This is a genomic window from Micromonospora arborensis, assembly GCF_003205615.1.
GTDB classification, from domain to species: domain Bacteria; phylum Actinomycetota; class Actinomycetes; order Mycobacteriales; family Micromonosporaceae; genus Micromonospora; species Micromonospora arborensis.
The window spans coordinates 8,289-29,177 of the sequence record NZ_PYBV01000016.1; the positions used below are offsets into that span (position 1 = coordinate 8,289).

General features: G+C 70.9%; 17 protein-coding genes. 5 read left to right on the plus strand and 12 right to left on the minus strand.

Features of this window, described 5'->3' with window-relative positions:
* Positions 1–30: 30 nt before the first annotated feature.
* The 3 genes from zwf to pgl all read left to right on the plus strand — a co-directional run bounded on the left by zwf (position 31) and on the right by pgl (position 3,530).
* Complete coding sequence (gene zwf / locus C7C45_RS13175; RefSeq protein ID WP_110564176.1) at positions 31–1,545, plus strand: glucose-6-phosphate dehydrogenase; 1,515 nt, start codon at positions 31–33, stop codon at positions 1,543–1,545.
* 43 nt (positions 1,546–1,588) lie between these two features.
* Positions 1,589–2,605, plus strand: a complete 1,017-nt coding sequence (locus C7C45_RS13180) for a glucose-6-phosphate dehydrogenase assembly protein OpcA (RefSeq protein WP_110563946.1) — start codon at positions 1,589–1,591, stop codon at positions 2,603–2,605.
* Between the two features lie 154 nt (positions 2,606–2,759).
* Entirely contained in the window at positions 2,760–3,530 is a 771-nt protein-coding gene (pgl, locus tag C7C45_RS13185; protein WP_110563947.1) for a 6-phosphogluconolactonase, read from the plus strand.
* 17 nt (positions 3,531–3,547) lie between these two features.
* Here pgl and C7C45_RS13190 read toward each other — a convergent pair whose 3' ends face one another.
* The 8 genes from C7C45_RS13190 to rapZ form a co-directional block, all read right to left on the minus strand.
* The gene (locus tag C7C45_RS13190) at positions 3,548–3,889 is read right to left on the minus strand and encodes an RNA polymerase-binding protein RbpA (RefSeq protein WP_110563948.1); all 342 of its coding nucleotides are present in this window, start codon (positions 3,887–3,889) and stop codon (positions 3,548–3,550) included.
* A 140-nt stretch (positions 3,890–4,029) separates the two neighbouring features.
* Complete coding sequence (gene secG, locus C7C45_RS13195; protein ID WP_110563949.1) at positions 4,030–4,290, minus strand: preprotein translocase subunit SecG; 261 nt, start codon at positions 4,288–4,290, stop codon at positions 4,030–4,032.
* A gap of 96 nt (positions 4,291–4,386) precedes the next feature.
* Complete coding sequence (tpiA, locus tag C7C45_RS13200; protein ID WP_110563950.1) at positions 4,387–5,178, minus strand: triose-phosphate isomerase; 792 nt, start codon at positions 5,176–5,178, stop codon at positions 4,387–4,389.
* Positions 5,179–6,378, minus strand: coding sequence for a phosphoglycerate kinase (locus tag C7C45_RS13205; protein ID WP_110563951.1), 1,200 nt, complete (start codon positions 6,376–6,378; stop codon positions 5,179–5,181).
* Entirely contained in the window at positions 6,375–7,379 is a 1,005-nt protein-coding gene (gene gap, locus C7C45_RS13210) for a type I glyceraldehyde-3-phosphate dehydrogenase (RefSeq protein WP_110563952.1), read from the minus strand. Before gap ends, C7C45_RS13205 begins: the two co-directional genes overlap by 4 nt.
* 265 nt (positions 7,380–7,644) lie before the next feature.
* Positions 7,645–8,625 (minus strand): DNA-binding protein WhiA, encoded by a 981-nt coding sequence (gene whiA, locus C7C45_RS13215; protein WP_053656981.1) that lies wholly within the window; start codon positions 8,623–8,625, stop codon positions 7,645–7,647.
* Positions 8,626–8,679: 54 nt separating this feature from the next.
* Positions 8,680–9,747, minus strand: a complete 1,068-nt coding sequence (locus C7C45_RS13220; RefSeq protein ID WP_110563953.1) for a gluconeogenesis factor YvcK family protein — start codon at positions 9,745–9,747, stop codon at positions 8,680–8,682.
* Positions 9,744–10,676, minus strand: coding sequence for an RNase adapter RapZ (rapZ, locus tag C7C45_RS13225; protein ID WP_425271136.1), 933 nt, complete (start codon positions 10,674–10,676; stop codon positions 9,744–9,746). Before rapZ ends, C7C45_RS13220 begins: the two co-directional genes overlap by 4 nt.
* A 221-nt stretch (positions 10,677–10,897) precedes the next feature.
* On the opposite strand from rapZ, the gene C7C45_RS13230 reads away from it, so the two are divergent.
* Together C7C45_RS13230 and recQ are read left to right on the plus strand one after the other, a co-directional pair.
* On the plus strand, positions 10,898–11,242 hold the full coding sequence (locus C7C45_RS13230; protein WP_110563954.1) for a hypothetical protein: 345 nt from the start codon (positions 10,898–10,900) through the stop codon (positions 11,240–11,242).
* A 174-nt stretch (positions 11,243–11,416) separates the two neighbouring features.
* The gene (gene recQ / locus C7C45_RS13235) at positions 11,417–13,258 is read left to right on the plus strand and encodes a DNA helicase RecQ (protein WP_110563955.1); all 1,842 of its coding nucleotides are present in this window, start codon (positions 11,417–11,419) and stop codon (positions 13,256–13,258) included.
* Between the two features lie 91 nt (positions 13,259–13,349).
* On the opposite strand, the gene C7C45_RS13240 is transcribed toward recQ, so the two are convergent.
* The 4 genes from C7C45_RS13240 to uvrA all read right to left on the minus strand — a co-directional run bounded on the left by C7C45_RS13240 (position 13,350) and on the right by uvrA (position 20,853).
* On the minus strand, positions 13,350–13,994 hold the full coding sequence (locus C7C45_RS13240) for a C39 family peptidase (RefSeq protein WP_110563956.1): 645 nt from the start codon (positions 13,992–13,994) through the stop codon (positions 13,350–13,352).
* A 1,038-nt stretch (positions 13,995–15,032) separates the two neighbouring features.
* Positions 15,033–17,021 carry an excinuclease ABC subunit UvrC gene (gene uvrC, locus C7C45_RS13245; protein WP_110563957.1) on the minus strand — a complete coding sequence of 663 codons (1,989 nt, stop codon included), beginning with the start codon at positions 17,019–17,021 and terminating at the stop codon, positions 15,033–15,035.
* A gap of 138 nt (positions 17,022–17,159) precedes the next feature.
* Positions 17,160–17,642: a Rieske (2Fe-2S) protein gene (locus C7C45_RS13250; protein ID WP_110563958.1), complete on the minus strand. Its 483-nt coding sequence runs from the start codon at positions 17,640–17,642 to the stop codon at positions 17,160–17,162.
* Between the two features lie 265 nt (positions 17,643–17,907).
* Positions 17,908–20,853, minus strand: a complete 2,946-nt coding sequence (uvrA, locus tag C7C45_RS13255; RefSeq protein ID WP_110563959.1) for an excinuclease ABC subunit UvrA — start codon at positions 20,851–20,853, stop codon at positions 17,908–17,910.
* Positions 20,854–20,889: the final 36 nt, after the last annotated feature.

Genomic DNA, 20,889 nt, shown 5'->3' on the forward strand with positions numbered 1-20,889 from the left:
GCCCCGCAGTCGCGAACCGAAGGTGGCTCGGTGAACCCGCTACGCGACCCGCAGGACCGCCGGTTGCCCCGGATCCCGGAGCCCTGCGCTCTGGTGATCTTCGGGGTTACCGGCGACCTGGCCCGCAAGAAGCTGCTCCCCGCCGTCTACGACCTGGCGAACCGGGGGCTGCTGCCGCCCGGCTTCGTGGTGCTCGGCTTCGCGCGCCGCGACTGGGGTGACGGCGATTTCGAGACCCTCGCCTGCGAGGCGGCCCGCAAGCACGCCCGTACCCCCTGGCGGGACGAGGTGTGGGCACGCCTGGCCGGCAACATCAAGTTCGTCGGTGGGTCCTTCGACGACGACGACGCGTTCGACCAGCTCGCCTCGACGCTGGACGACCTGCGGCAGACCCACGGCATCACCGGCAACGCGGCGTTCTACTTCTCCATCCCGCCGGCCGCCTTCCCCGTCGTGCTCAAGCAACTGGCCCGCACCGGGATGGCCGACAACGAGAAGTCCGGCGGTTGGCGCCGCGTCGTGGTGGAGAAGCCGTTCGGTAACGACCTGCCCTCGGCGAAGGCGCTCAACGACCTCGTCGACGACGTGTTCACCCGGCAGGACGTCTTCCGGATCGACCACTACCTGGGCAAGGAGACGGTTCAGAACATCCTCGCCCTGCGGTTCGCCAACAACCTGTTCGAGCCGCTGTGGAACTCCAAGTACGTCGACTCGGTGCAGATCACCATGGCCGAGGATGTCGGCATCGGCACCCGCGCCGGCTTCTACGACACCGTCGGCACCGCCCGCGACGTACTGCAGAACCACCTCCTGCAACTTCTCGCCCTGGTGGCGATGGAGGAGCCGACCAGCTTCGACGCCGACGAGATCCGGGCCGAGAAGCTGAAGGTGCTCAAGGCCATCACCCTGCCCAAGGACGTCGCCCGGGACACCGTACGTGGGCAGTACCTGCCCGGCTGGGTGGGCGGCGAACGCGCGGTCGGGTACCTGGAGGAGCGGGACGTGCCCAGCGACTCCACCACGGAGACGTACGTGGCGGTGCGGCTGGGCATCCAGAACCGCCGCTGGGCGGAGGTGCCGTTCTACATCCGGGCCGGCAAGCGGCTGCCCCGGCGGGTCACCGAGGTCGCCATCATGTTCAAGAAGGCGCCGCACCTGCCGTTCAACGACGCCGACATGGAGTCGCTGGGCAACAACCAGTTGGTGATCCGGGTGCAGCCGGACGAGGGCGTGGTGCTCAAGTTCGGCTCGAAGGTGCCGGGCACCACGATGGAGGTCCGCGACATCGCGATGGACTTCCAGTACGGCGAGGCGTTCACCGAGTCCAGCCCCGAGGCGTACGAGCGGCTGGTCCTCGACGTGTTGATCGGCGACCGTACCCTCTTCCCGGACGCGGCCGAGGTCGAGCAGAGCTGGCAGGTGATCGACCCGTTGGAGCACGCCTGGGCGGGCACCACGCCGGAGCCGTACCGGGCCGGCGAGTGGGGGCCGCGGGCCTCCGACGAGATGCTGGCCCGCGAGGGCCGCGCCTGGCGGCGCGCGTGAGCGAGCGCAGCGAGCTCACCATGACGCAGAGCAGGAGGCTCCAGTGATCGGGCTGTGGGACACCACCGGCAACGAGGTGGTCAAGGCGCTCGCCGCCGAGCGGCGCAGCGCCGGTGGGGTGGCCAGCGGAATGGCGCTCACCCTGATCGTGGTGGTGGACGAGAAGCGGGTCCGTGAGGCGGAGGCGGCGGCGACGATCGCCGCCGCCGCCCACCCGTGCCGGCTGGTGGTGGTGGTTCGCTCCGAGATCGAGCGGGACCGCAGCCGGCTGGACGCGGAGATCGTGGTCGGTGGCCGCCTCGGCCCGGGCGAGGCGGTGGTCACCCGGATGTACGGTCGGCTGGCCCTGCACGCCGAGTCGGTCGTGATGCCGCTGCTCGTCCCGGACGTGCCGGTGGTCACCTGGTGGCACGGCGAGCCGCCGGCGGAGATCGCCACCGACTTCCTCGGGGTGGTCGCCGACCGGAGGATCACCGACTCCGCGCAGGCCGCCGACCCGGTGGAGGCGCTGCGGCAGCGTGCCCGCGACTACGCGCCGGGCGACACGGATCTGGCGTGGACCCGGATCACCCCGTGGCGCACCCTGGTCGCTGGGGCGTTCGACACCGCCAGCGAGCGGGTTGTCGACGCGACAGTGGTCGCGCCGGCCACCGACCCGACGGCGGCGCTGATGGTCGGTTGGCTGTCCAGCCGACTCGGCATCACCCCGCACCGGGTGGACACCGACGAGTTCCCCCGGATGCGGGAGGTGCGGTTGAGCTGCGCCAACGGCGACCAGCTGACGCTGACCCGTGAGGACAGCATGGCGGTGTTCCGGCGGACGGGCCAGGACGACCGGGCCCTGCCGTTGGTCCGTCGGCCCCTCGGTGACGAGTTGGCCGAGGAGCTGCGCCGTCTGGACGCCGACCAGGTGTACGCGGAGGCGCTGGGCGCGACGGTCGGGCTGCGGGGGCTGGAGCAGCGATCCCCGCAGCGGGTGCACGTCTGGAAGGACCCGGCCACCGCGCAGCGCGCCGAGGCCGGGGTCGCCGCGCACTCCGGCACGAGCGGCGAGGGCTGAGCCCAGCCGGGGCACCATCTCGGGGCAGGGCCGGGTTGATTCCGGGCCCTGCCCCCGTAACCTCCGGGGCGTCCGCCCCTCCACCTCGGGCACACCGGCCCGGGCCCGACGCGACAGCGACCGCCCCGCGGTCTGAGAAACGAAGGCGTAACCCATGAGTGAGGCGAGTGTCGCGGTCCACGCCGACGCCGACCTGCTGGCGCAGGCCGTGGCGGCCCGGTTGCTGGTGAAGCTGCTCGACGCCCAGGCGGACCGGGGCGAGGCGTCGGTGGTGCTCACCGGTGGCCGGATCGCCGCGGCCGTGTACCGGGCGGTGGCGACGCTGCCGGCCCGCGACGCGGTGGACTGGTCCCGCGTCGACGTGTGGTGGGGTGACGAGCGGTTCCTGCCCGCCGGTGACCCGGAGCGCAACGAGACGCAGGCCCGAGCCGCCCTGCTGGACGTGGTGCCGCTGAACCCGGCCCGGGTACACCCGATGCCGGCCTCGGACGGCCCGGCCGGCAACGACCCCGAGGCGGCGGCAGCCGCGTACGCCGACGAACTGGCGCGCGCCGCCCGGCCCGGGCACGCCACCCTGCCGCACTTCGACGTGCTGATGCTCGGCGTCGGCGAGGACGGGCACGTTGCCTCGGTCTTCCCCGAGCACCCGGTGCACTACGAGACCCGGCCGGTCAGCGCCGTGCGGGGCAGCCCCAAGCCGCCGCCGATGCGGACCACGCTCACCCTGCCGGCGATCAACACCGCCGAGGAGGTCTGGCTGGTGGCCGGAGGCGCCGACAAGGCACGCGCGGTGGGGATGGCGTTGGCCGGCGCGGGGCCGGTGCAGTTGCCGGCCGCCGGGGTGCACGGCGTGGGCCGCACCCGCTGGCTGTTGGACCGGGCGGCGGCAGCCGACGTACCGGCCCGCCTCCGCAGCCTCCGCTGAGCGCGAGGAGGGGCCCGCTACTCGCCGCGCCGACGGCGTAGCGCGGCGAGGGCCTCGGCCAACAACGCCTCACCCTCCTCGGCGGTACGCCGCTCCTTCACGTACGCCAGGTGGCTCTTGTACGGTTCGGCGCGGACCCGGCCTGGCAGGTTCTGCGCGTCCCGTCCGGCGGGTAGACCACACCGGGGGCAGTCCCACCGGGCAGGTGCCTCGGCGTCCGCGGCGATCCGGATGTCGATCCGGTGGTCGTTGCGGCACCAGTAGGTGACGTCCTGTCGGGGGGCGGGTTGGTGCCGTTCGTCGGGGCGCATGGGTGCGGACCCGACCCGGGCGCCGCGGATGACGTTGCCACTGGGCACGGCTGCTCGCTCCTGTCGTCGGAGGGGACCCGCCATCTGTCAGGGGTGGACGGCGGGCGACGCGGTGCAGCGGAGAAAAGTCTGCGCGCGGCCCGTCGAGTGACGGACCGCGCGCAGATTGTACGACTTGACGAGCTAGCTCAGGAGCCGCTGTTCATTTGGAGGCGAAGCCAGAGCCCGAGCCCGACGATGGCGGCGAACCAGACGACGCTCACCAGGACCGTGTAGCGGTCCAGGTTTTTCTCCGCGACCGAAGAGCCGGCGAGGCTGGAGCTGACGCCACCGCCGAACATGCTCGACAGACCGCCGCCCTTGCCGCGGTGCAGCAAGATCAGCATGGTGAGCAGAATGCTCGTGATGACCAGCAACACGATCAACGTGTATGCGAACCAGATCGGCATGGCTGGGGTCAGTTCCTCTCGTAGCGATCCTCGCCCGGTCTGATCGGGCACGGCGGCACCGACCGGCGGACGGGCGGTGTCAAGGATACCGAGCGATCAGCGGGCAAGGTGCTCCGGGAACCGGCAGATCTGAGCGAATTCCTCCGCGTCCAGGCTGGCGCCCCCCACCAGGCCCCCGTCCACGTCCGGCTGGGCCATGATCGAGGCGATGTTGGACGCCTTGACCGAGCCGCCGTAGAGGACCCGGACCTGGTCGGCGGTGTCCTGGCCGAAGCGTTCCACCAGTCGCTGCCGGACCGCCCCGCAGACCTCCTGGGCGTCCTCCGGCGTCGCGGTCTTGCCCGTGCCGATCGCCCAGACCGGCTCGTACGCGATCACGACCTGCCGAACCTGCTCGGCGGTGAGCCCCGCGAGGCCCCCGTCGAGCTGGTCGGCGCAGTGCGCCACGTGGGTGCCCTGCTCGCGCACGTCCAGCCCCTCGCCCACGCAGAGGATGGGCGTCAGGCCGTGCGTCAGCGCCGCCTTCACCTTGGCGTTGACCAGGGCGTCATCCTCGTGGTGGTAGGCCCGCCGCTCGGAGTGCCCGACCACCACGTACGTGCAGCCGAGCTTGGCCAGCAGCGGCCCGGAGATGTCCCCGGTGTACGCGCCGGACGCGTGCGGGGAGAGGTCCTGCCCGCCGTAGCCGATGAGCAGCTTGTCGCCGTCCACCGCGGTCTGCACGGTACGCAGGTCGGTGAAGGGCGGCAGTACGACCGTCTCGACGTCGGTGAGCTGCTTCTCGGTGAGGCTCGCCGCCAGCTTCTGCACCAGCAGGTTGGCCTCGAGGTGGTTGAGGTTCATCTTCCAGTTGCCGGCCATCAACGGCCGGCGGGTGGTGCTCGCCATTCAGTTCTCCAGGGCTGCGATGCCGGGGAGGGCCTTGCCCTCGAGGTATTCCAGGGAGGCGCCACCGCCGGTGGAGATGTGCCCGAAGGACGACTCGTCCAGCCCCAGGGCACGGACGGCCGCGGCGGAGTCACCGCCGCCGACGACGCTGAACGCGTCGGCCTTGGTGATCGCCTCGGCGATCCCCCGGGTGCCCGCCGCGAAGGCCGGCATCTCGAACACACCCATCGGGCCGTTCCAGAAGATCGTCTTCGCCGGGGACAACGCGGCGCTGAAGCCGGCCACCGTCTCCGGGCCGACGTCCAGGCCGAGCCGGTGGCTCGGGATGCCGTCGACGCGGACCGTGTCGTGCGCGGCATCCGGGGCGAACGCGTCCGCGACCACCACGTCGACCGGGAGCAGGATCTTGCCGTTGGACCGCTCCAGCAGGTTGCGGCAGGTCTCGACCATGTCCTTCTCCAACAGCGAGGTGCCCACCTCCAGGCCCTGGGCCTTGAGGAAGGTGAAGCACATCCCGCCGCCGATGAGCAGCCGGTCGACCGTGGGCAGCAGCGCCTCGATCACGGCGAGCTTGTCGGACACCTTCGACCCGCCGAGCACCACCACGTACGGCCGCTCGGGGTCGCCGGCGAGCTTGGAGAGCACCTCGACCTCACGCAGCACCAGGCGGCCCGCGACGTGCGGCAGCCGCGCCGGCACGTCGTAGACGCTGGCGTGCTTGCGGTGTACGGCTCCGAACGCGTCGTCCACGTACGCGTCGCCGAACGCGGCGAGCTGATCGGCGAAGGCGCCCCGCTCCGCCTCGTCCTTGCTGGTCTCGCCCGCGTTGAAGCGCAGGTTCTCCAGCAGGGCGACCTGGCCGTCGGCCAGGTCCGCGACGGTGGAACGGGCGGAATCCCCGACGGTGTCGGTGGCGAAGCGCACCGGCGCGCCGAGCAGCTCACCGAGCCGCCCGGCGACCGGGCCGAGGCTGAACTGCGGATCCGGTGCGCCCTTCGGGCGGCCCAGGTGCGAACAGACGACAACCTTCGCGCCGGCCTCGACCAGCGCGCCGAGAGTCGGCAGCACCGCCCGGATCCGGCCGTCGTCGGTGATGGCGCCGGTCTGCTTGTCGAGTGGGACGTTCAGGTCGGCGCGCACCAGCACGCGCCGACCCGACACCCCCTCGGCGAGCAGGTCGTCGAGGGTCCGGATGCTCACAGCGAGCTACCGACCAGCTTGACGAGGTCGACGAGACGGTTGGAGTAGCCCCACTCGTTGTCGTACCAGCCGACGACCTTGACCTGGTTGCCCACGACCTTGGTCAGCGGCGCGTCGAAGATGCACGACGCCGGGTCCGTGACGATGTCGGTGGAGACGATCGGGTCCTCGTTGTAGACCAGGATGCCCTTGAGCGGACCATCCGCGGCGGCCTTCAGCGCGGCGTTGACCTCGTCCACGGTGGTCTCACGACCCACGTTGACGGTGAGGTCGGTGACCGAGCCGGTCGGGATCGGCACCCGCAGGGCGTACCCGTCGAGCTTGCCCTTGAGGTCCGGCAGGACCAGACCGATCGCCTTGGCGGCACCGGTGGAGGTCGGCACGATGTTCAGCGCGGCGGCGCGGGCCCGACGCAGGTCCGAGTGCGGCGCGTCCTGCAGGTTCTGGTCCTGGGTGTACGCGTGGATCGTCGTCATCAGACCGTGCTGGATGCCGAACGTGTCGTGCAGGACCTTCGCCATCGGGGCGAGGCAGTTGGTGGTGCACGAAGCGTTGGAGATGATGGTGTGCTTCGCCGGGTCGTAGGTGTCGTGGTTGACACCCATGACGACGGTGACGTCCTCGTTCTTCGCCGGTGCGGAGATGATGACCTTCTTGGCCCCGCCGTCGACGTGCGCCTTCGCCTTGGTGGCGTCGGTGAAGAAGCCGGTCGACTCGATGACGACGTCAGCGCCGACCTCGCCCCACGGCAGGTTCGACGGGTCCTTCTCGGCGTACGCCTTGATGGTCTTGCCACCGACGGTGATCTCGTCGGCGGTGGCCTTGACCTCGTACGGCAGGCGACCGAGGATGCTGTCGTACTTGAGCAGGTGGGCGAGCGTGGCGTTGTCGGTCAGGTCGTTCACCGCCACGACCTCGATGTCGGCGTCAGACGCCAGCACTGCCCGGAAGAAGTTACGGCCGATTCGGCCAAAGCCGTTGATGCCAACCCGGATGGTCACAGGTCCCATCTCCTCGCGTTCTGGTCCGCCGGCTTCAGACAACGGGCCGGCGGGAATGGTGTGCGCCGACCGTTGGAGCCGGCCGTCGACGGTTCATCTCGGCCACCCCGCCGCGCGGTCTGAGGACCTGACCGCCCGAGGCGGTGGGCACGACGAGAAGTGCCGGTGTCGGCCCCCTTGCCGTACTCAGCGACCATATCCGAGCGCGCGAGACCACGCCGCGCCGGGTCGTGCTCCCGGCGCACCGTGCGGCCCCACCGTCCTATCAGACCACGAGCATGTCGGGCGTGACGGCTGCTTCGGTATCCGGGATGCCGAGGTCCCGGGCCCGCTTGTCGGCCAGCGCCAGCAGCCGGCGGATCCGCCCGGCGATGGCGTCCTTGGTCAACGGCGGTTCGGCGAGCGCGCCCAACTCCTCCAGCGACGCCTGCCGGTGCTCCAGGCGCAGCCGTCCGGCGTCGGTCAGGTGGTTGGGCGCCTCGTCGGCGAGGATCTCCAGTGCGCGGGTGACCCGGGCGGCGGCGGCGACCGCGGCCCGCGCCGAGCGGCGCAGGTTGGCGTCGTCGAAGTTGGCGAGCCGGTTGGCGGTGGCCCGCACCTCGCGGCGTACCCGTCGCTCCTCCCAGGCCAGCACGCTGGAGTGCGCGCCGATGCGGGTGAGCAGCGCGGCGATCGCGTCGCCGTCCTTGACCACCACCCGGTCCACCCCGCGCACCTCGCGGTTCTTCGCGGTGATGCCGATGCGGCGGGCCGCGCCGACCAGCGCCAGCGCCGACTCGGGCCCCGGGCAGGTGATCTCCAGGGCGCTGGAGCGGCCGGGCTCGGTGAGCGAGCCGTGTGCCATGAACGCGCCCCGCCACGCGGAGACCGCGCAGCAGACGTTCGCCGCCACCACGTGCGGCGGCAGCCCGCGCACCGGGCGGCCCCGCACGTCGAGCAGGCCGGTCTGCCGCGCGAGGGCCTCGCCGTCCTTGACCACCCGCACGATGAAGTGGCTACCCTTGCGCAGCCCGCCGGAGGCCAGCACGTGGATCTCGCTGGGGTACCCGTAGACCTCGGCGACCTCCCGGCGCAACCGCCGGGCCACCGCCCCGGTGTCCAACTCCGCCTCCACCACCACGCGGCCGGAGACGATGTGCAGCCCGCCGGCGAAGCGCAGCAGCGCCGCCATCTCCGCCCGCCGACAGCAGGGCTTGGGCACGTCGACCCGACTCAGCTCGTCCTTGACCGCGGCCGTCATCGCCATTGTGCGTCCCCTCACGGACCGGTTCCGGCGTGTCGCCGGAGATTACGTACGTGTCTAACGATCGGCGCGCAGGACAGGCACCAGCGCGGCGCCCAGGGCAGCCGGATCATGTCGGGGAGTGCCGTCGCTGACGGCGACGGGGGCGAGGACCAGGCGGGCACCCAGCGATTCTGCCGCACGTTCGACCGGTTCGGGGTCACCCACCGCCTTGGCATCGGCGAGCACGAGATCCACCTTCAGCTCGGGCAGGTACTGGCGCAGGGCCGCGAGGTGGTCGGCGACCGAGAGCCCGAGGGTCTCCTTCTCCGCGGCGAGGTTCAGCGTGACCAACCGCCGGGCCGAGGTCGACACGATCGCGTCGGCCAACTGCGGCACCAGCAGGTGCGGGAGCACGCTCGTGTACCAGCTGCCCGGCCCGAAGATCAACCAGTCCGCCGCCATGATCGCCTCGATGGCCTCGGCGCAGGCCGCCGGGGCGGCGGGGGTGAGGCGCAGCGACTCCACCCGCCCGGTGGTCACGGCCACCTGGTGCTGGCCGCGCACCGTGTGCACCTCGTCGCCGGCGGCCGGGTCGGCACCGCGTACCCGCGCCTCGATGCCGACCGGCTGGCGGGACATCGGCAACACCCGACCGACCGTGCCGAGCATCGCGCCGGCGTGCTCCAGCGCCGCCACCGGGTCACCGAGCAGCTCCATGAGACCGCAGAGCACCAGGTTGCCCACCGCGTGCCCGGCCAGCCCGTCCGTGCCGGCCGACGCCCCGTCGGTGCCGCGCCGGGCCGCGCCGTGCCGGTCCGGGTCGTCGCCCACCGCCGGGTCCGGGTCGGTCGTTCCAGATCCGGGTACGCCCACCGGTACGGCCGCGAAGCGGTGCTGGAACAGCCCGGCGCTGCGCCGGGTCGCCGGGTGGTCCCCGGCCAGCGCCACCAGCGCCTGCCGCAGATCACCCGGAGGCAGCCCACCTCGCTCGGCGCGCAGGCGGCCACTGGACCCGCCGTCGTCACCGACAGTGACGACCGCGGTGATCTCGACGTCGAGTTCGGGTGCGCAGTGGCGCAGCGCGCGCAGCGAGGCGGAGAGGCCGTGCCCACCGCCGAACGCCACCACTCGGCGGGCCGTCACTCGCGCCCCAGATCACGGTGCTGGGCGTTGGCCGCCAGCCCGGAGTGGCGCAACCGGCTGGCCAACTCCTCGGCGATGGCCACGCTGCGGTGCTTGCCGCCGGTGCAGCCCACGGCGACCGTCAGGTACCGCTTGCCCTCCCGCTCGAAGCCGATGGTGGTGGCGTTGACCAGGTCCGCGTACGAGGTGACGAAGGCGTCCGCGCCCTCCTGGCCCAGCACGTACGCGCTGACCGCCTCCTCCCGCCCGGTGTGCTCGCGCAACTCCGGCACCCAGTACGGGTTGGGCAGGAACCGGGCGTCCAGCACGAAGTCCGCGTCCGGCGGCAGGCCGTACTTGAAGCCGAACGACAGCACGGTGACCCGCAGCCGGCGGGCGTCCTCGCCGCCGAACAGCTCCTCGATGCGCCGACGGAGCTGGTTGACGTTGAGGTGGCTGGTATCGACGATCACGTCCGCCAGGTCGCGCGCCTCCTCCAGCAGCCCACGCTCCACGGCGATGCCGTCGGCCAACCGCCCGTCGCCCTGCAACGGGTGCGAACGGCGAACGCTCTCGAACCGCCGGATCAGCACCTCGTCGTCGGCGTCGACGAAGACCACCCGGGGGGAGAAGCCGCGTTCCTTGAGCTCCCGGATCGCCCCGGCCAGGTCGGTCGAGAAGGCCCGCGACCGCACGTCGAGCACCATCGCGGTACGCCGAGCGGCGCCGCCCGCCTTGAACGCCAACTCGGCCATGTCCAGCATCAGCGCCTGCGGCAGGTTGTCCACGACGTAGTAGCCGACGTTCTCCAACGCCCGGGCAACAGTGCTGCGGCCACCCCCGGAGACGCCGGTGACCACCACGAGTGTGGTTTCCGACTCGGCCGCCAACTGCCCGTCGACGGCGCTCGGCTCGCCGATCCGTCCACCGGCTGTACGCGCCTCGCTCACCCGTACCCCCAAGCTGTGGCGCCGCGGCCGCCCTCGGCCGCGATAGGTCAATCAGCGACTCTATCCCGCCGCCTCGCCGACGGCCGCCACCCGTCACGGCTCTTCCGTCGACCGGCCGCCGCGGGTCGCCCTCCCGACAGCCGCCGCCCTTGATAACGATCAGTAATCATCAATAAGCTCTTCGTGATCGTCGCAGGTCAGACCGACACTGGGAGGGTGCGATGCACGACCTTGCGGACAAGAACAAATACATCGGCTTCCTGTTCATGCGGATCAACCCGGAGTACTTCGCCCTCGGCCGGGAGGGCATCCACGAGGTCTCCGCCGAGCACGCGCGGGACCTGGGCCGCTTCGCCAAGCAGCTCACCCACGTCGTGACGACCGGGGTGAACGGCAAGTACGACCAGGTCACCATGGTCGAGGCCGACACCCTGGAGGAGATCAACGCGGCGGCCACCGCCTTCCGAATGGGCAACAAGGCCCGCTACATCGAGATCGTCGACATCGTGGTCGGGATGAAGGCCCCACCGCGCGGCCTCGCGAACCGGTCCAGCCAGCCCAGCTGACCGCGCCGCCCGGCGTACCCGCCACTCGGGTGCGCCGGGCGCTGTCGGGTGGGATGCGCGCGGCCTGGCCGCCACTTGGGTGCGCCGGGCGCTGTCGGGTGGGATGCGCGCGGCCTGGCCGCCACTCGGGTGCGCCGGGCGGGCGGTGTCGGGGTCGGCTCGTAGACTCCGCGGATGGCTTCTCCCACCGACCTGCGCACCGAGGGCGCCCTGCCGGTGCTGCGCCGGGTGTTCGGCTACGACGCCTTCCGCGGTTTCCAGCAGGACGTGATCGACCACGTCGTCGCCGGTGGCGACGCGCTGGTGTTGATGCCCACCGGCGGCGGCAAGTCGTTGTGCTACCAGATTCCAGCCCTGGTCCGCGACGGGGTCGCGGTCGTCGTGTCCCCACTGATCGCGCTCATGCAGGACCAGGTGGACGCGCTCACCGCAGTCGGCGTGCGTGCCGGCTTCCTCAACTCGACCCAGACCCTGGACGCCCGACGCCGGGTCGAGGCCGCCTTCGTCGCCGGCGAACTGGATCTGCTCTACCTCGCCCCGGAAGCACTCGGCGTCCGATCCACTCTCGCCCTGCTGGACCGGGGCCGCATCTCCCTGTTCGCGATCGACGAGGCGCACTGCGTGTCCCAGTGGGGGCACGACTTCCGCCCCGACTACCTGGCGCTGTCGATGCTGCACGAACGCTGGCCCGAGGTGCCCCGGATCGCGCTCACCGCCACCGCGACCAGCGCCACCCGCACCGAGATCGCCACCCGGCTGAAGCTCGACGACGCCCGCCACTTCGTGGCCAGCTTCGACCGGCCCAACATCCAGTACCGCATCGTTCCCAAGCGCGAGCCCCGCAAGCAACTGCTGGCCCTGCTGCGCGACGAGCACCCCGGCGACGCCGGCATCGTCTACTGCCTGTCCCGGGCCTCGGTCGACAAGACGGCCGAGTTCCTCACCGCCAACGGGGTCGCCGCACTGCCGTACCACGCCGGTCTGGACGCGGCGACCCGCGCCGCCAACCAGCAGCGCTTCCTGCGCGAGGACGGCCTGGTGATAGTGGCCACGATCGCCTTCGGCATGGGCATCGACAAACCGGACGTCCGATTCGTCGCCCACCTCGACCTGCCCAAGTCCGTCGAGGGCTACTACCAGGAAACCGGCCGCGCCGGCCGGGACGGCCTACCGTCCACCGCCTGGCTGGCGTACGGGCTGCAGGACGTCGTCCAGCAACGCAAGATGATCGAGACGTCCGACGGTGACCTCGCCCACCGCCGCAACCTCGCCGCACACCTGGACGCGATGCTCGCCCTCTGCGAAACAGTGCGCTGCCGCCGGGTCCAGTTGCTCGAATACTTCGGCGAGACGGCAACGCCCGCCTGCGGCAACTGCGACACCTGCCTCACCCCACCAGAGTCCTGGGACGGCACGGTCGCCGCCCAGAAGTTGCTCTCCGCCGTCTTCCGTCTCGACCGCGAACGCAACCAGCGGTTCGGTGCCGGGCACTGCATCGACATCCTGCTCGGCAAGCAGACCGACAAAATCAGCCAGTACGGTCACGACTCGCTGACCGTCTTCGGCATCGGCTCCGATCTGAGTGAGGCGGAGTGGCGAGGCGTGGTCCGGCAACTGCTCGCCGAGGGACTACTCGCCGTGGAGGGCGACTACGGCACGCTCGCCCTGACCGAGGCGAGCGCGGACGTCCTGGGCCGCCGCCGCACGGTGACGATGCGCCGCGAGCCGGAGAAGCCGGCCTCGACCCGCTCGTCGAAGCCGCGCGGCTCGGCCACCGTCGTGGCCGAGCTGACCCCGGCCGCCACGTCGCTGTTCGAGCGACTGCGCGGCTGGCGGGCGGCCACCGCCAAGGAGCAGGGCGTCCCGGCGTACGTGGTCTTCCACGACGCGACGCTCCGGCAGATCGCCAGCGACGCGCCGGCCAGTTTGGCCGACCTGTCCCGCGTCAGCGGGGTCGGCGAGAACAAGCTCGCCAAGTACGGCGAGCAGATCCTCGCCGTCCTCGCCACCGACTGAGGTCATGCCGAAGGGCCGGGCCCCTGGTGCTTGGGGTCCGGCCCTTCCGTGTGGTGCTGGTGCTGGTTTTGCTGGTGCTGGTGGTCGCGGGTCAGTTGGTGGCGTAGCCGCGGGTGGCGATCCAGTCGGCGAGGTGCTCGACGGTGATGTCGTAGGAGGCGGTGTTGGGGTCGGCGGAGTCGGCGATGGTGACGGTGTTGCCGTTGTCGTGGTAGCCGACGACGCTGATGTAGTGCCCGCCTTCGTAGGAGTGGGTGTTGCCGTTGGTGTCGGTGCTGGTGCCGGCGATGTTCGCGACGACGGCCCGGCCGTTGTCGACGGTCTTGACGACGTCGGCACGCAGCTGGTCGGTCTGCTTGGTGTCGGCGTCGGGGTTGCTGATCTCGACACTGTGGTAGGCGTCGCCCTTACCGGTTTCCTTGTTCAGGACCGGGGTGATGTCGTTGATCGAGTTGGTGCCGGCTTCGGTGGTGCCCATTTCCTTGGCCATGTCGTCGATGTTGATGTCCTTGCCCTGCACGGACAGGGCGTTGCGGGTGGCGGCGGGGCCGCAGTCGTAGAAGTTCGGCTGGGCCTGGTAGCGGACGTTCAGTTCCCGCTCGCTGGCGGGCTTGCGGTCGCCCTGGGTGTGGGCGTCGGCGGCGTACGCGGCGGTGACGGGGCCGGCGATGGCGCCGCCGGTGAAGGCGAGTCCGGCAGCGGTGAGGGCGGTCTTACGGATCAGATCGGTACGCATGATGGCGTGCTCCTCTGCGATAGGGGGTCCGCGATGCACACCCGGGGGTGGGTGCGCGGCGGGGAAGTCGTTGCGGGGGTTCGCGCCCGGCAGCCCACACGGGGCCGGCATCGGGTGTCTCAACGGGGGGTGTAACTGGCGGGTTATTCCGCCGCACTCCCGGGGGGGGTGGCCTGCTACTTCGGCGGCCGGGTGTGTAACCGTGGCGGCCCGGTGGGTGTTCCCGGGGGTGGCCTGCTACTTCGGCGGCCGGGGGTGTAACCGTGGCGGCCTGGTGGGTGTTCCCGGGACCAGCCCTCGCACCTCAGCCCCGCGGGGATGTAGGCCCGGCGGGTGTTCCGGGGACCGTCGGCGACGGGATGTAATCGTGCCGGCCGGTGTTCCGGAGGCTGGCGGCTACGGGGATGTGAACCGTGGCGGCCCGGTGGGTGTTCCCGGGGCTGCCACACGCCTGAGCCCGGGGGCTGCGGCGGCACGCCAGGTATAACGACCCGAGCCGGCCCCCGATTCCACCGCCAGGGTGGCCCCGACCACTGGACAAACCGCCCAGACAGAACAAACCGGCGGCCTGGCGCTCCCGCATGGTGGGCATCCGGCGGTGATCCACTCCATGTCGGCGATGTGGCGGTATCCGCCGGGCGGGATGCCGCCACATCGGCGATATGGAGTGGATCATGTCCGGGTCGTCCGCTTGACGACCCTGGCTTACCCGGAGGACCCGACCACCCCGGCCTGCGGAAGACAAACCGGATAAACCATCCCAGCATCGTCCCACTGGCGACCACGCCTAGTCGGGGTTGTCGCCCCTCGCACCGCCTCGAACCACCCTCGGGAACTGGCGCGCGCCACGCAGGCACGGCTCGCCCGCCAAGATCGCGCTCGATCCAGGAAAACCGGGCCAAGACACGCGGACAGCGCACGCACAGCGCAGGGCACGCGGACAGGGCACGGCACACGGACAGGGCAGGGCAGGGCAGGGCAGGGCAGGGCAGGGCAGGGCAGGGCAGGGCAGGGCAGAGGAAACGGGCAGGGTGGCGGTCAGGGGCTTGGCGTCGCTGCGGCGCCGTCGTCTGCTTTCGTGTCCTTGTCGAGGGCGGTCAGAATCGCCTCGGCGGTACGTCGGCCCACCCCGGGCACCTCGGTGATCTCCTCAACTGTTGCGGCGGAGAGCCGCTTGAGTGAGCCGAAATGACGTAGCAGCGCCTTGCGCCGCACCTCCCCCAGGCCGGGCACGTGGTCCAGCGCCGACTCGGTCATCCGCTTGGAACGCCGCTGCCGGTGGAAGGTGATGGCAAACCGGTGGGCCTCGTCACGGACCCGTTGCAGCAGGTAGAGCCCCTCCGAGGTGCGCGGCAGGATGACCGGGAACTCGTCGTCGGGGAGCCAGACCTCCTCCAGCCGCTTGGCCAGCCCGCACAGGGCCACGTCGTCGATGCCGAGGTCGGCGAGGGCCTGCGCGGCCGCCGCGACCTGCGGGGCTCCGCCGTCGACGACCACCAACTGCGGCGGGTACGCGAATTTCCGCGGCCGGCCGGTGGTCGGATCGATCAGGACACCGACCTGCGGCTCCACCGCGTCTCCCGGGGCGGTGGGGTCGTCGGCCGACTCCACCCCGACCTCGCCCGTCTCGGCCCTGGAGTCCAGGTAGCGGGCGAAGCGGCGGCGGAGCACCTCGGACATCGCGGACAGGTCGTCGGTGGCGCCACGGACGATGAAGCGCCGGTACTCGCTCTTGCGGGGCAACCCGTCCTCGAAGACCACCATGCTGGCGACCACGTCGGTGCCCTGGATCTGGGAGATGTCGAAACACTCGATGCGCAGCGGCGAGGTGCGCATGCCCAGTGCCTCGCTGATCTCGTCCAGAGCCTTGCCCCGGGTGGTGAGGTCACCGGACCGCTTGAGCTTGTGCCGGGCCAGCGCGTCCTTGGCGTTGCGTTCCACCGTCTCCATGAGTGAACGCTTGTCGCCGCGCTGCGGCACCCGCAGCGACACCCGGCTGCCCCGGTGGTTGGAGAGCCAGTCGGCCAGCGCGTCGGCGTCCGCGGGCAGCTCGGGCACCAGCAACTCCCGGGGCACGTCGGTCTCGCCCTGCTCGCTGCCGTACACCTGGGTGCAGAAGTGGTGCACCAGGTCGCCGGTGGTCAGGTCCTCGGTCTTCTCCACCACCCAGCCTCGCTGGCCGCGGACCCGGCCATCGCGGACGTGGAAGACCTGCACGGCGGCCTCGAGCGGGTCGTCGGCGAACGCGACCACGTCGGCGTCGGTGCCGTCGCCCAGCACCACGGTCTGCTTCTCCATGGCCCGGCGCAGCGCGGCCACGTCGTCTCGCAGGCGGGCGGCGCGCTCGAACTCCAGTTGCTCGCTCGCCTCGGTCATCTCGCGCTCGATCTTGCGGACCATGGTGTCGGTGCGCCCGGCCATGAAGTCGCAGAACCCGTCGACGATCGCGCGGTGTTCGTCGGCGGAGACGGTGCCGACGCACGGCGCCGAGCACTTGCCGATGTAGCCGAGCAGGCAGGGACGGCCGACCTGACCGGCCCGTTTGAAGACCCCGGCGGAGCAGGTCCGCGCGGGGAACACCCGCAACAGCAGGTCGAGCGTCTCCCGGATCGCCCAGGCGTGCGAGTACGGACCGAAGTAGCGCACCCCCTTGCGCTTGGCGCCGCGCATCACCTGCAGCCGCGGGTATTCCTCGTCGAGGGTGACGGCCAGATAGGGGTACGACTTGTCGTCGCGGTAGCGGACATTGAACCGGGGGTCGTACTGCTTGATCCAGGTGAACTCCTGCTGGAGCGCCTCAACCTCGGTGCCGACGGTGATCCAGTCCACCGATTCGGCGGTGGTGACCATCTGCCGCGTGCGCTCGTGCAGGTTCCACACGTCGCCGAAGTAGGAGTTGAGCCGGCTGCGCAGGTTTTTCGCCTTGCCAACGTAGATCACTCGGCCGGTGCCGTCGCGGAAGCGGTAGACCCCCGGTGACTCCGGGATGGTGCCGGGTGCGGGGCGGTAGGTCGAGGGGTCAGCCACGCCAGCAAGCCTAGTCCGCAGCACCGACAGTCCACGGCCAGCGCTAGATCCACTCGGTTTCCGGAAGGTCGGGGCGCCGCAGGTCGCGGGCACCCCGACCTTCCGGAACGTGAGTCGACCAAGCAGGCGAGGTACGCGTCAGGCCAGCGAGATCTGGTCGCCGGTGACCTTGATCTCCTTGGGCGGCAGCGGCTTGGTGGCCGGGCCGGCCTTCACCGAGCCGTCCTCGATCGAGAACTTGCTGCCGTGGCAGGTGCAGTTGATGGTGCCGCCGTCGACGTTCGTCACCGGGCAGTTCTGGTGGGTACAGATCGGGCTGAAGCCCTTGAACTGGCCGGCGGTGGGCTGGGTGATGACCACGCCGTCGGTGGCGAGGACCTTCCCGCCACCGACCGGGATGTCGGCGGTGGTGGCCAGCGACTGGGCGCCCTGCCGGTCGCCGCCGCCGGCGTCGCCGGTGCTGGGCACCGCCGGGCCGCCACTGGTGGGAGCGGCACTGCCGTTGCCGTCGTCACTGCCGCAGGCGGCCAGGACGACGGCCGCGCCGACTGCCCCGACGCCAGTGAGCAGGGTACGACGTGTCTGCGTACCCGGACCGGTCAGCGCCTGATCGTCACTCATGCCTCGCCTCTCTCTAGCCCGCTGTGCCGGTTGGAAAGCCGGTCACACTTCTCCACACGGGCAACTGTGCCGGATGGTTCAGCGCGGCATCTGTCCGACCCGGGAAATGGAACGGGACGGGTCTGGTTCGTTTCGGCCACGCCGCATGGACGTGCGCGAAACGAACCAGACCCGCCCCGTAACCGGCGTGCACGAGCCCGCGCGGACCCACCTCCGCAACCGGTGTACGCGAGCCCGCGCGGACCCGCCCTGGCAGAGTCGAGGGTCAGCGCGCGGCGGCCGGCACCTTGCGGCTGGCCCGTGCCTTGGTCACGCCGTTGGCCTTGGTCGCCCGGGTGGTGGCGGCCGCCGCGCCCTTTGCCTCGCCGTCGAGCTTGAGCACCTGGCGCAGGAACTGGCCGGTGTGGCTCTCCGCCACCTCGGCGACCTCCTCGGGGGTGCCGGTGGCGAGCACGGTGCCGCCCCGGTGACCGCCCTCTGGACCCATGTCGATCAGCCAGTCGGCCGTTTTGATCACGTCGAGGTTGTGCTCGATGGTGATCACGGTGTTGCCCTTGTCGACAAGCCCTTCCAGCACCATCAGCAGCTTGCGGATGTCCTCGAAGTGCAGACCGGTGGTCGGCTCGTCGAGCACGTAGACCGTCCGCCCGGTGGAGCGCTTCTGCAGCTCGGAGGCGAGCTTGACCCGCTGTGCCTCACCGCCGGAGAGGGTCGGCGCGGGCTGACCAAGGCGTACGTAGCCGAGGCCAACGTCGACGAGCGTCTTGAGGTGCCGGTGGATGGGCGGGATGGCGGAGAAGAACTCGGCGGCCTCCTCGATCGGCATCTCCAGCACGTCCGACACGGTCTTGCCCTTGTAGTGCACCTCCAGGGTCTCCCGGTTGTACCGAGCGCCCTTGCAGACCTCGCAGGGGACGTACACGTCGGGCAGGAAGTTCATCTCGATCTTGATGGTGCCGTCGCCGGAGCACGCCTCGCAGCGCCCGCCCTTGACGTTGAACGAGAACCGACCCGGGCCGTACCCGCGCACCTTCGCCTCGGTGGTCTCGGCGAAGAGCTTTCGGACGTGGTCCCAGACGCCGGTGTAGGTGGCCGGGTTGGAGCGCGGCGTCCGGCCGATCGGCGACTGGTCAACTCCGACGACCTTGTCCACGTGTTCCAGGCCGGAGACCCGGGTGTGTCGGCCGGGGACCAGCCGGGCGCCGTTGATCTGGTTGGCCAGCACCGCGTAGAGGATGTCGTTGACCAGCGTCGACTTGCCCGAGCCACTCACCCCGGTGACCGCGATCAGCTGGCCCAGCGGGAACGGGACGGTCAGGTTGCGCAGGTTGTGCTCACGCGCGCCGTGCACCACCATTTCCCGGGCCGGATCGCGCGGGCGGCGCGTCGTCGGCGTCGGGATCGACCGCCGCCCGGACAGGTACGCCCCGGTGATCGACTCCTTGTTCTTCAGCAGCGCCGACACCGAGCCGCTGTGCACGATCTTGCCGCCGTGCTCACCCGCGCCGGGCCCGATGTCGACGATCCAGTCGGCGGTGCGGATGGTGTCCTCGTCGTGCTCCACCACGATCAGCGTGTTGCCCAGGCCGCGCAGCCGGATCAGGGTCTCGATCAGCCGGTGGTTGTCGCGCTGGTGCAGCCCGATCGAGGGCTCGTCGAGCACGTAGAGCACGCCCACCAGGCCGGAGCCGATCTGGGTGGCGAGCCGGATGCGCTGCGCCTCACCGCCGGACAGCGTGCCGGCCGGCCGGTCCAGGGAGAGGTAGTCCAGACCCACGTCGAGCAGGAACCGCAGCCGGGCGTTGATCTCCTTGAGGACCCGCTCGGCGATCATCTTCTGCCGGTCGGTGAGCTCGATGCCGGCGAGCAGGTCGGCGCACTCCCCCACGGACAGGTTGCAGACCTCGGCGATGCTCTTGCCCGCGAGGGTGACCGCGAGCACCTCGGGCTTGAGCCGGGCACCGCCGCACGCCGCACAGGGCACGTCGCGCATGTAGCCCTCGTACTTGTCGCGGGACCACTCGGACTCGGTGTCGGAGTGCCGGCGCTCGATCCACTGCACCACGCCCTCGAAGCCGGTGTAGTAGGAGCGCTCGCGGCCGTACTTGTTGCGGTAGCGCACGTGCACCTGGTCGTCGGAGCCGTGCAGGATCGTCTTCTGCGCACGCGCCGGCAACGCGCGCCACGGGGTGTCGACGTCGAAGTGCTGCGCGTCGCCGAGGGCCTCCAGCAGGCGCAGGAAGTATTCCAGGTTGTGCCCGGTGGACCAGGGCTGGATGGCGCCCTCGCGCAGGCTGCGCTCCGGGTCGGGGACCAGCAGCTCCGGGTCGACCTCCTTCTTGGTGCCCAGGCCGGTGCATTCCGGGCAGGCGCCGTACGGAGCGTTGAAGGAGAAGACCCGGGGCTCGAGATCCTCGATGGCGAGCGGGTGGTCGTTGGGGCAGGCCAGGTGCTCGGAGTAGCGGCGCTCCCGCTCCGGGTCGCCCTCCGGGAGGTCGACGAAGTCGAGCAGCACCAGGCCACTGGACAGGCCCAGGGCGGCCTCGACCGAGTCGGTCAGCCGCTGCTTGGCGCTCGGCTTGACGGTGAGTCGGTCGATCACCACCTCGATGGTGTGCTTCTCCTGCTTCTTGAGCTTCGGCGGCTCGGTCAGCGGGTGCACCACGCCGTCGACCCGGGCCCGGGCGTAGCCCTTGGCCTGCAGCTCGGCGAAGAGGTCGACGTACTCGCCCTTGCGGCCGCGGATGACCGGCGCGAGCACCATGAACTTGGTGCCCTCGGCCATGGTGAGGACCCGGTCGACGATCTGCTGAGGGCTCTGCCGAGAGATCCGCTCGCCGCAGACGGGGCAGTGCGGCTCGCCGATGCGGGCGTAGAGCAGGCGGAGGTAGTCGTAGACCTCGGTGATGGTGCCGACGGTCGAACGCGGGTTGCGCGAGGTGGACTTCTGGTCGATGGAGACGGCGGGGCTCAGGCCCTCGATGAAGTCGACGTCTGGCTTGTCCATCTGGCCGAGGAACTGCCGGGCGTACGACGAGAGCGACTCGACGTAGCGGCGCTGCCCCTCGGCGAAGATCGTGTCGAAGGCCAGGCTCGACTTGCCCGACCCGGACAGCCCGGTGAACACGATGAGCGCGTCCCGGGGCAGGTCGAGACTGACGTCACGCAGGTTGTGCTCGCGCGCGCCACGGATGATCAGTCGGTCGGCCACGGTGCGTGTACTCCCGGGAGAAGACGAAGCGAAGGA

Excerpts from the sequence above, each read along its gene's own strand:
- C7C45_RS13240 (WP_110563956.1), bottom strand. The coding sequence starts at position 13,994 with ATGCGTACCGATCTGATCCGTAAGACCGCCCTCACCGCTGCCGGACTC.
- recQ (WP_110563955.1), top strand. The coding sequence starts at position 11,417 with ATGGCTTCTCCCACCGACCTGCGCACCGAGGGCGCCCTGCCGGTGCTG.
- pgl (WP_110563947.1), top strand. The coding sequence starts at position 2,760 with ATGAGTGAGGCGAGTGTCGCGGTCCACGCCGACGCCGACCTGCTGGCG.
- C7C45_RS13250 (WP_110563958.1), bottom strand. The coding sequence starts at position 17,642 with ATGAGTGACGATCAGGCGCTGACCGGTCCGGGTACGCAGACACGTCGT.
- whiA (WP_053656981.1), bottom strand. The coding sequence starts at position 8,625 with ATGGCGATGACGGCCGCGGTCAAGGACGAGCTGAGTCGGGTCGACGTG.
- secG (WP_110563949.1), bottom strand. The coding sequence starts at position 4,290 with ATGCCGATCTGGTTCGCATACACGTTGATCGTGTTGCTGGTCATCACG.
- C7C45_RS13230 (WP_110563954.1), top strand. The coding sequence starts at position 10,898 with ATGCACGACCTTGCGGACAAGAACAAATACATCGGCTTCCTGTTCATG.
- tpiA (WP_110563950.1), bottom strand. The coding sequence starts at position 5,178 with ATGGCGAGCACCACCCGCCGGCCGTTGATGGCCGGCAACTGGAAGATG.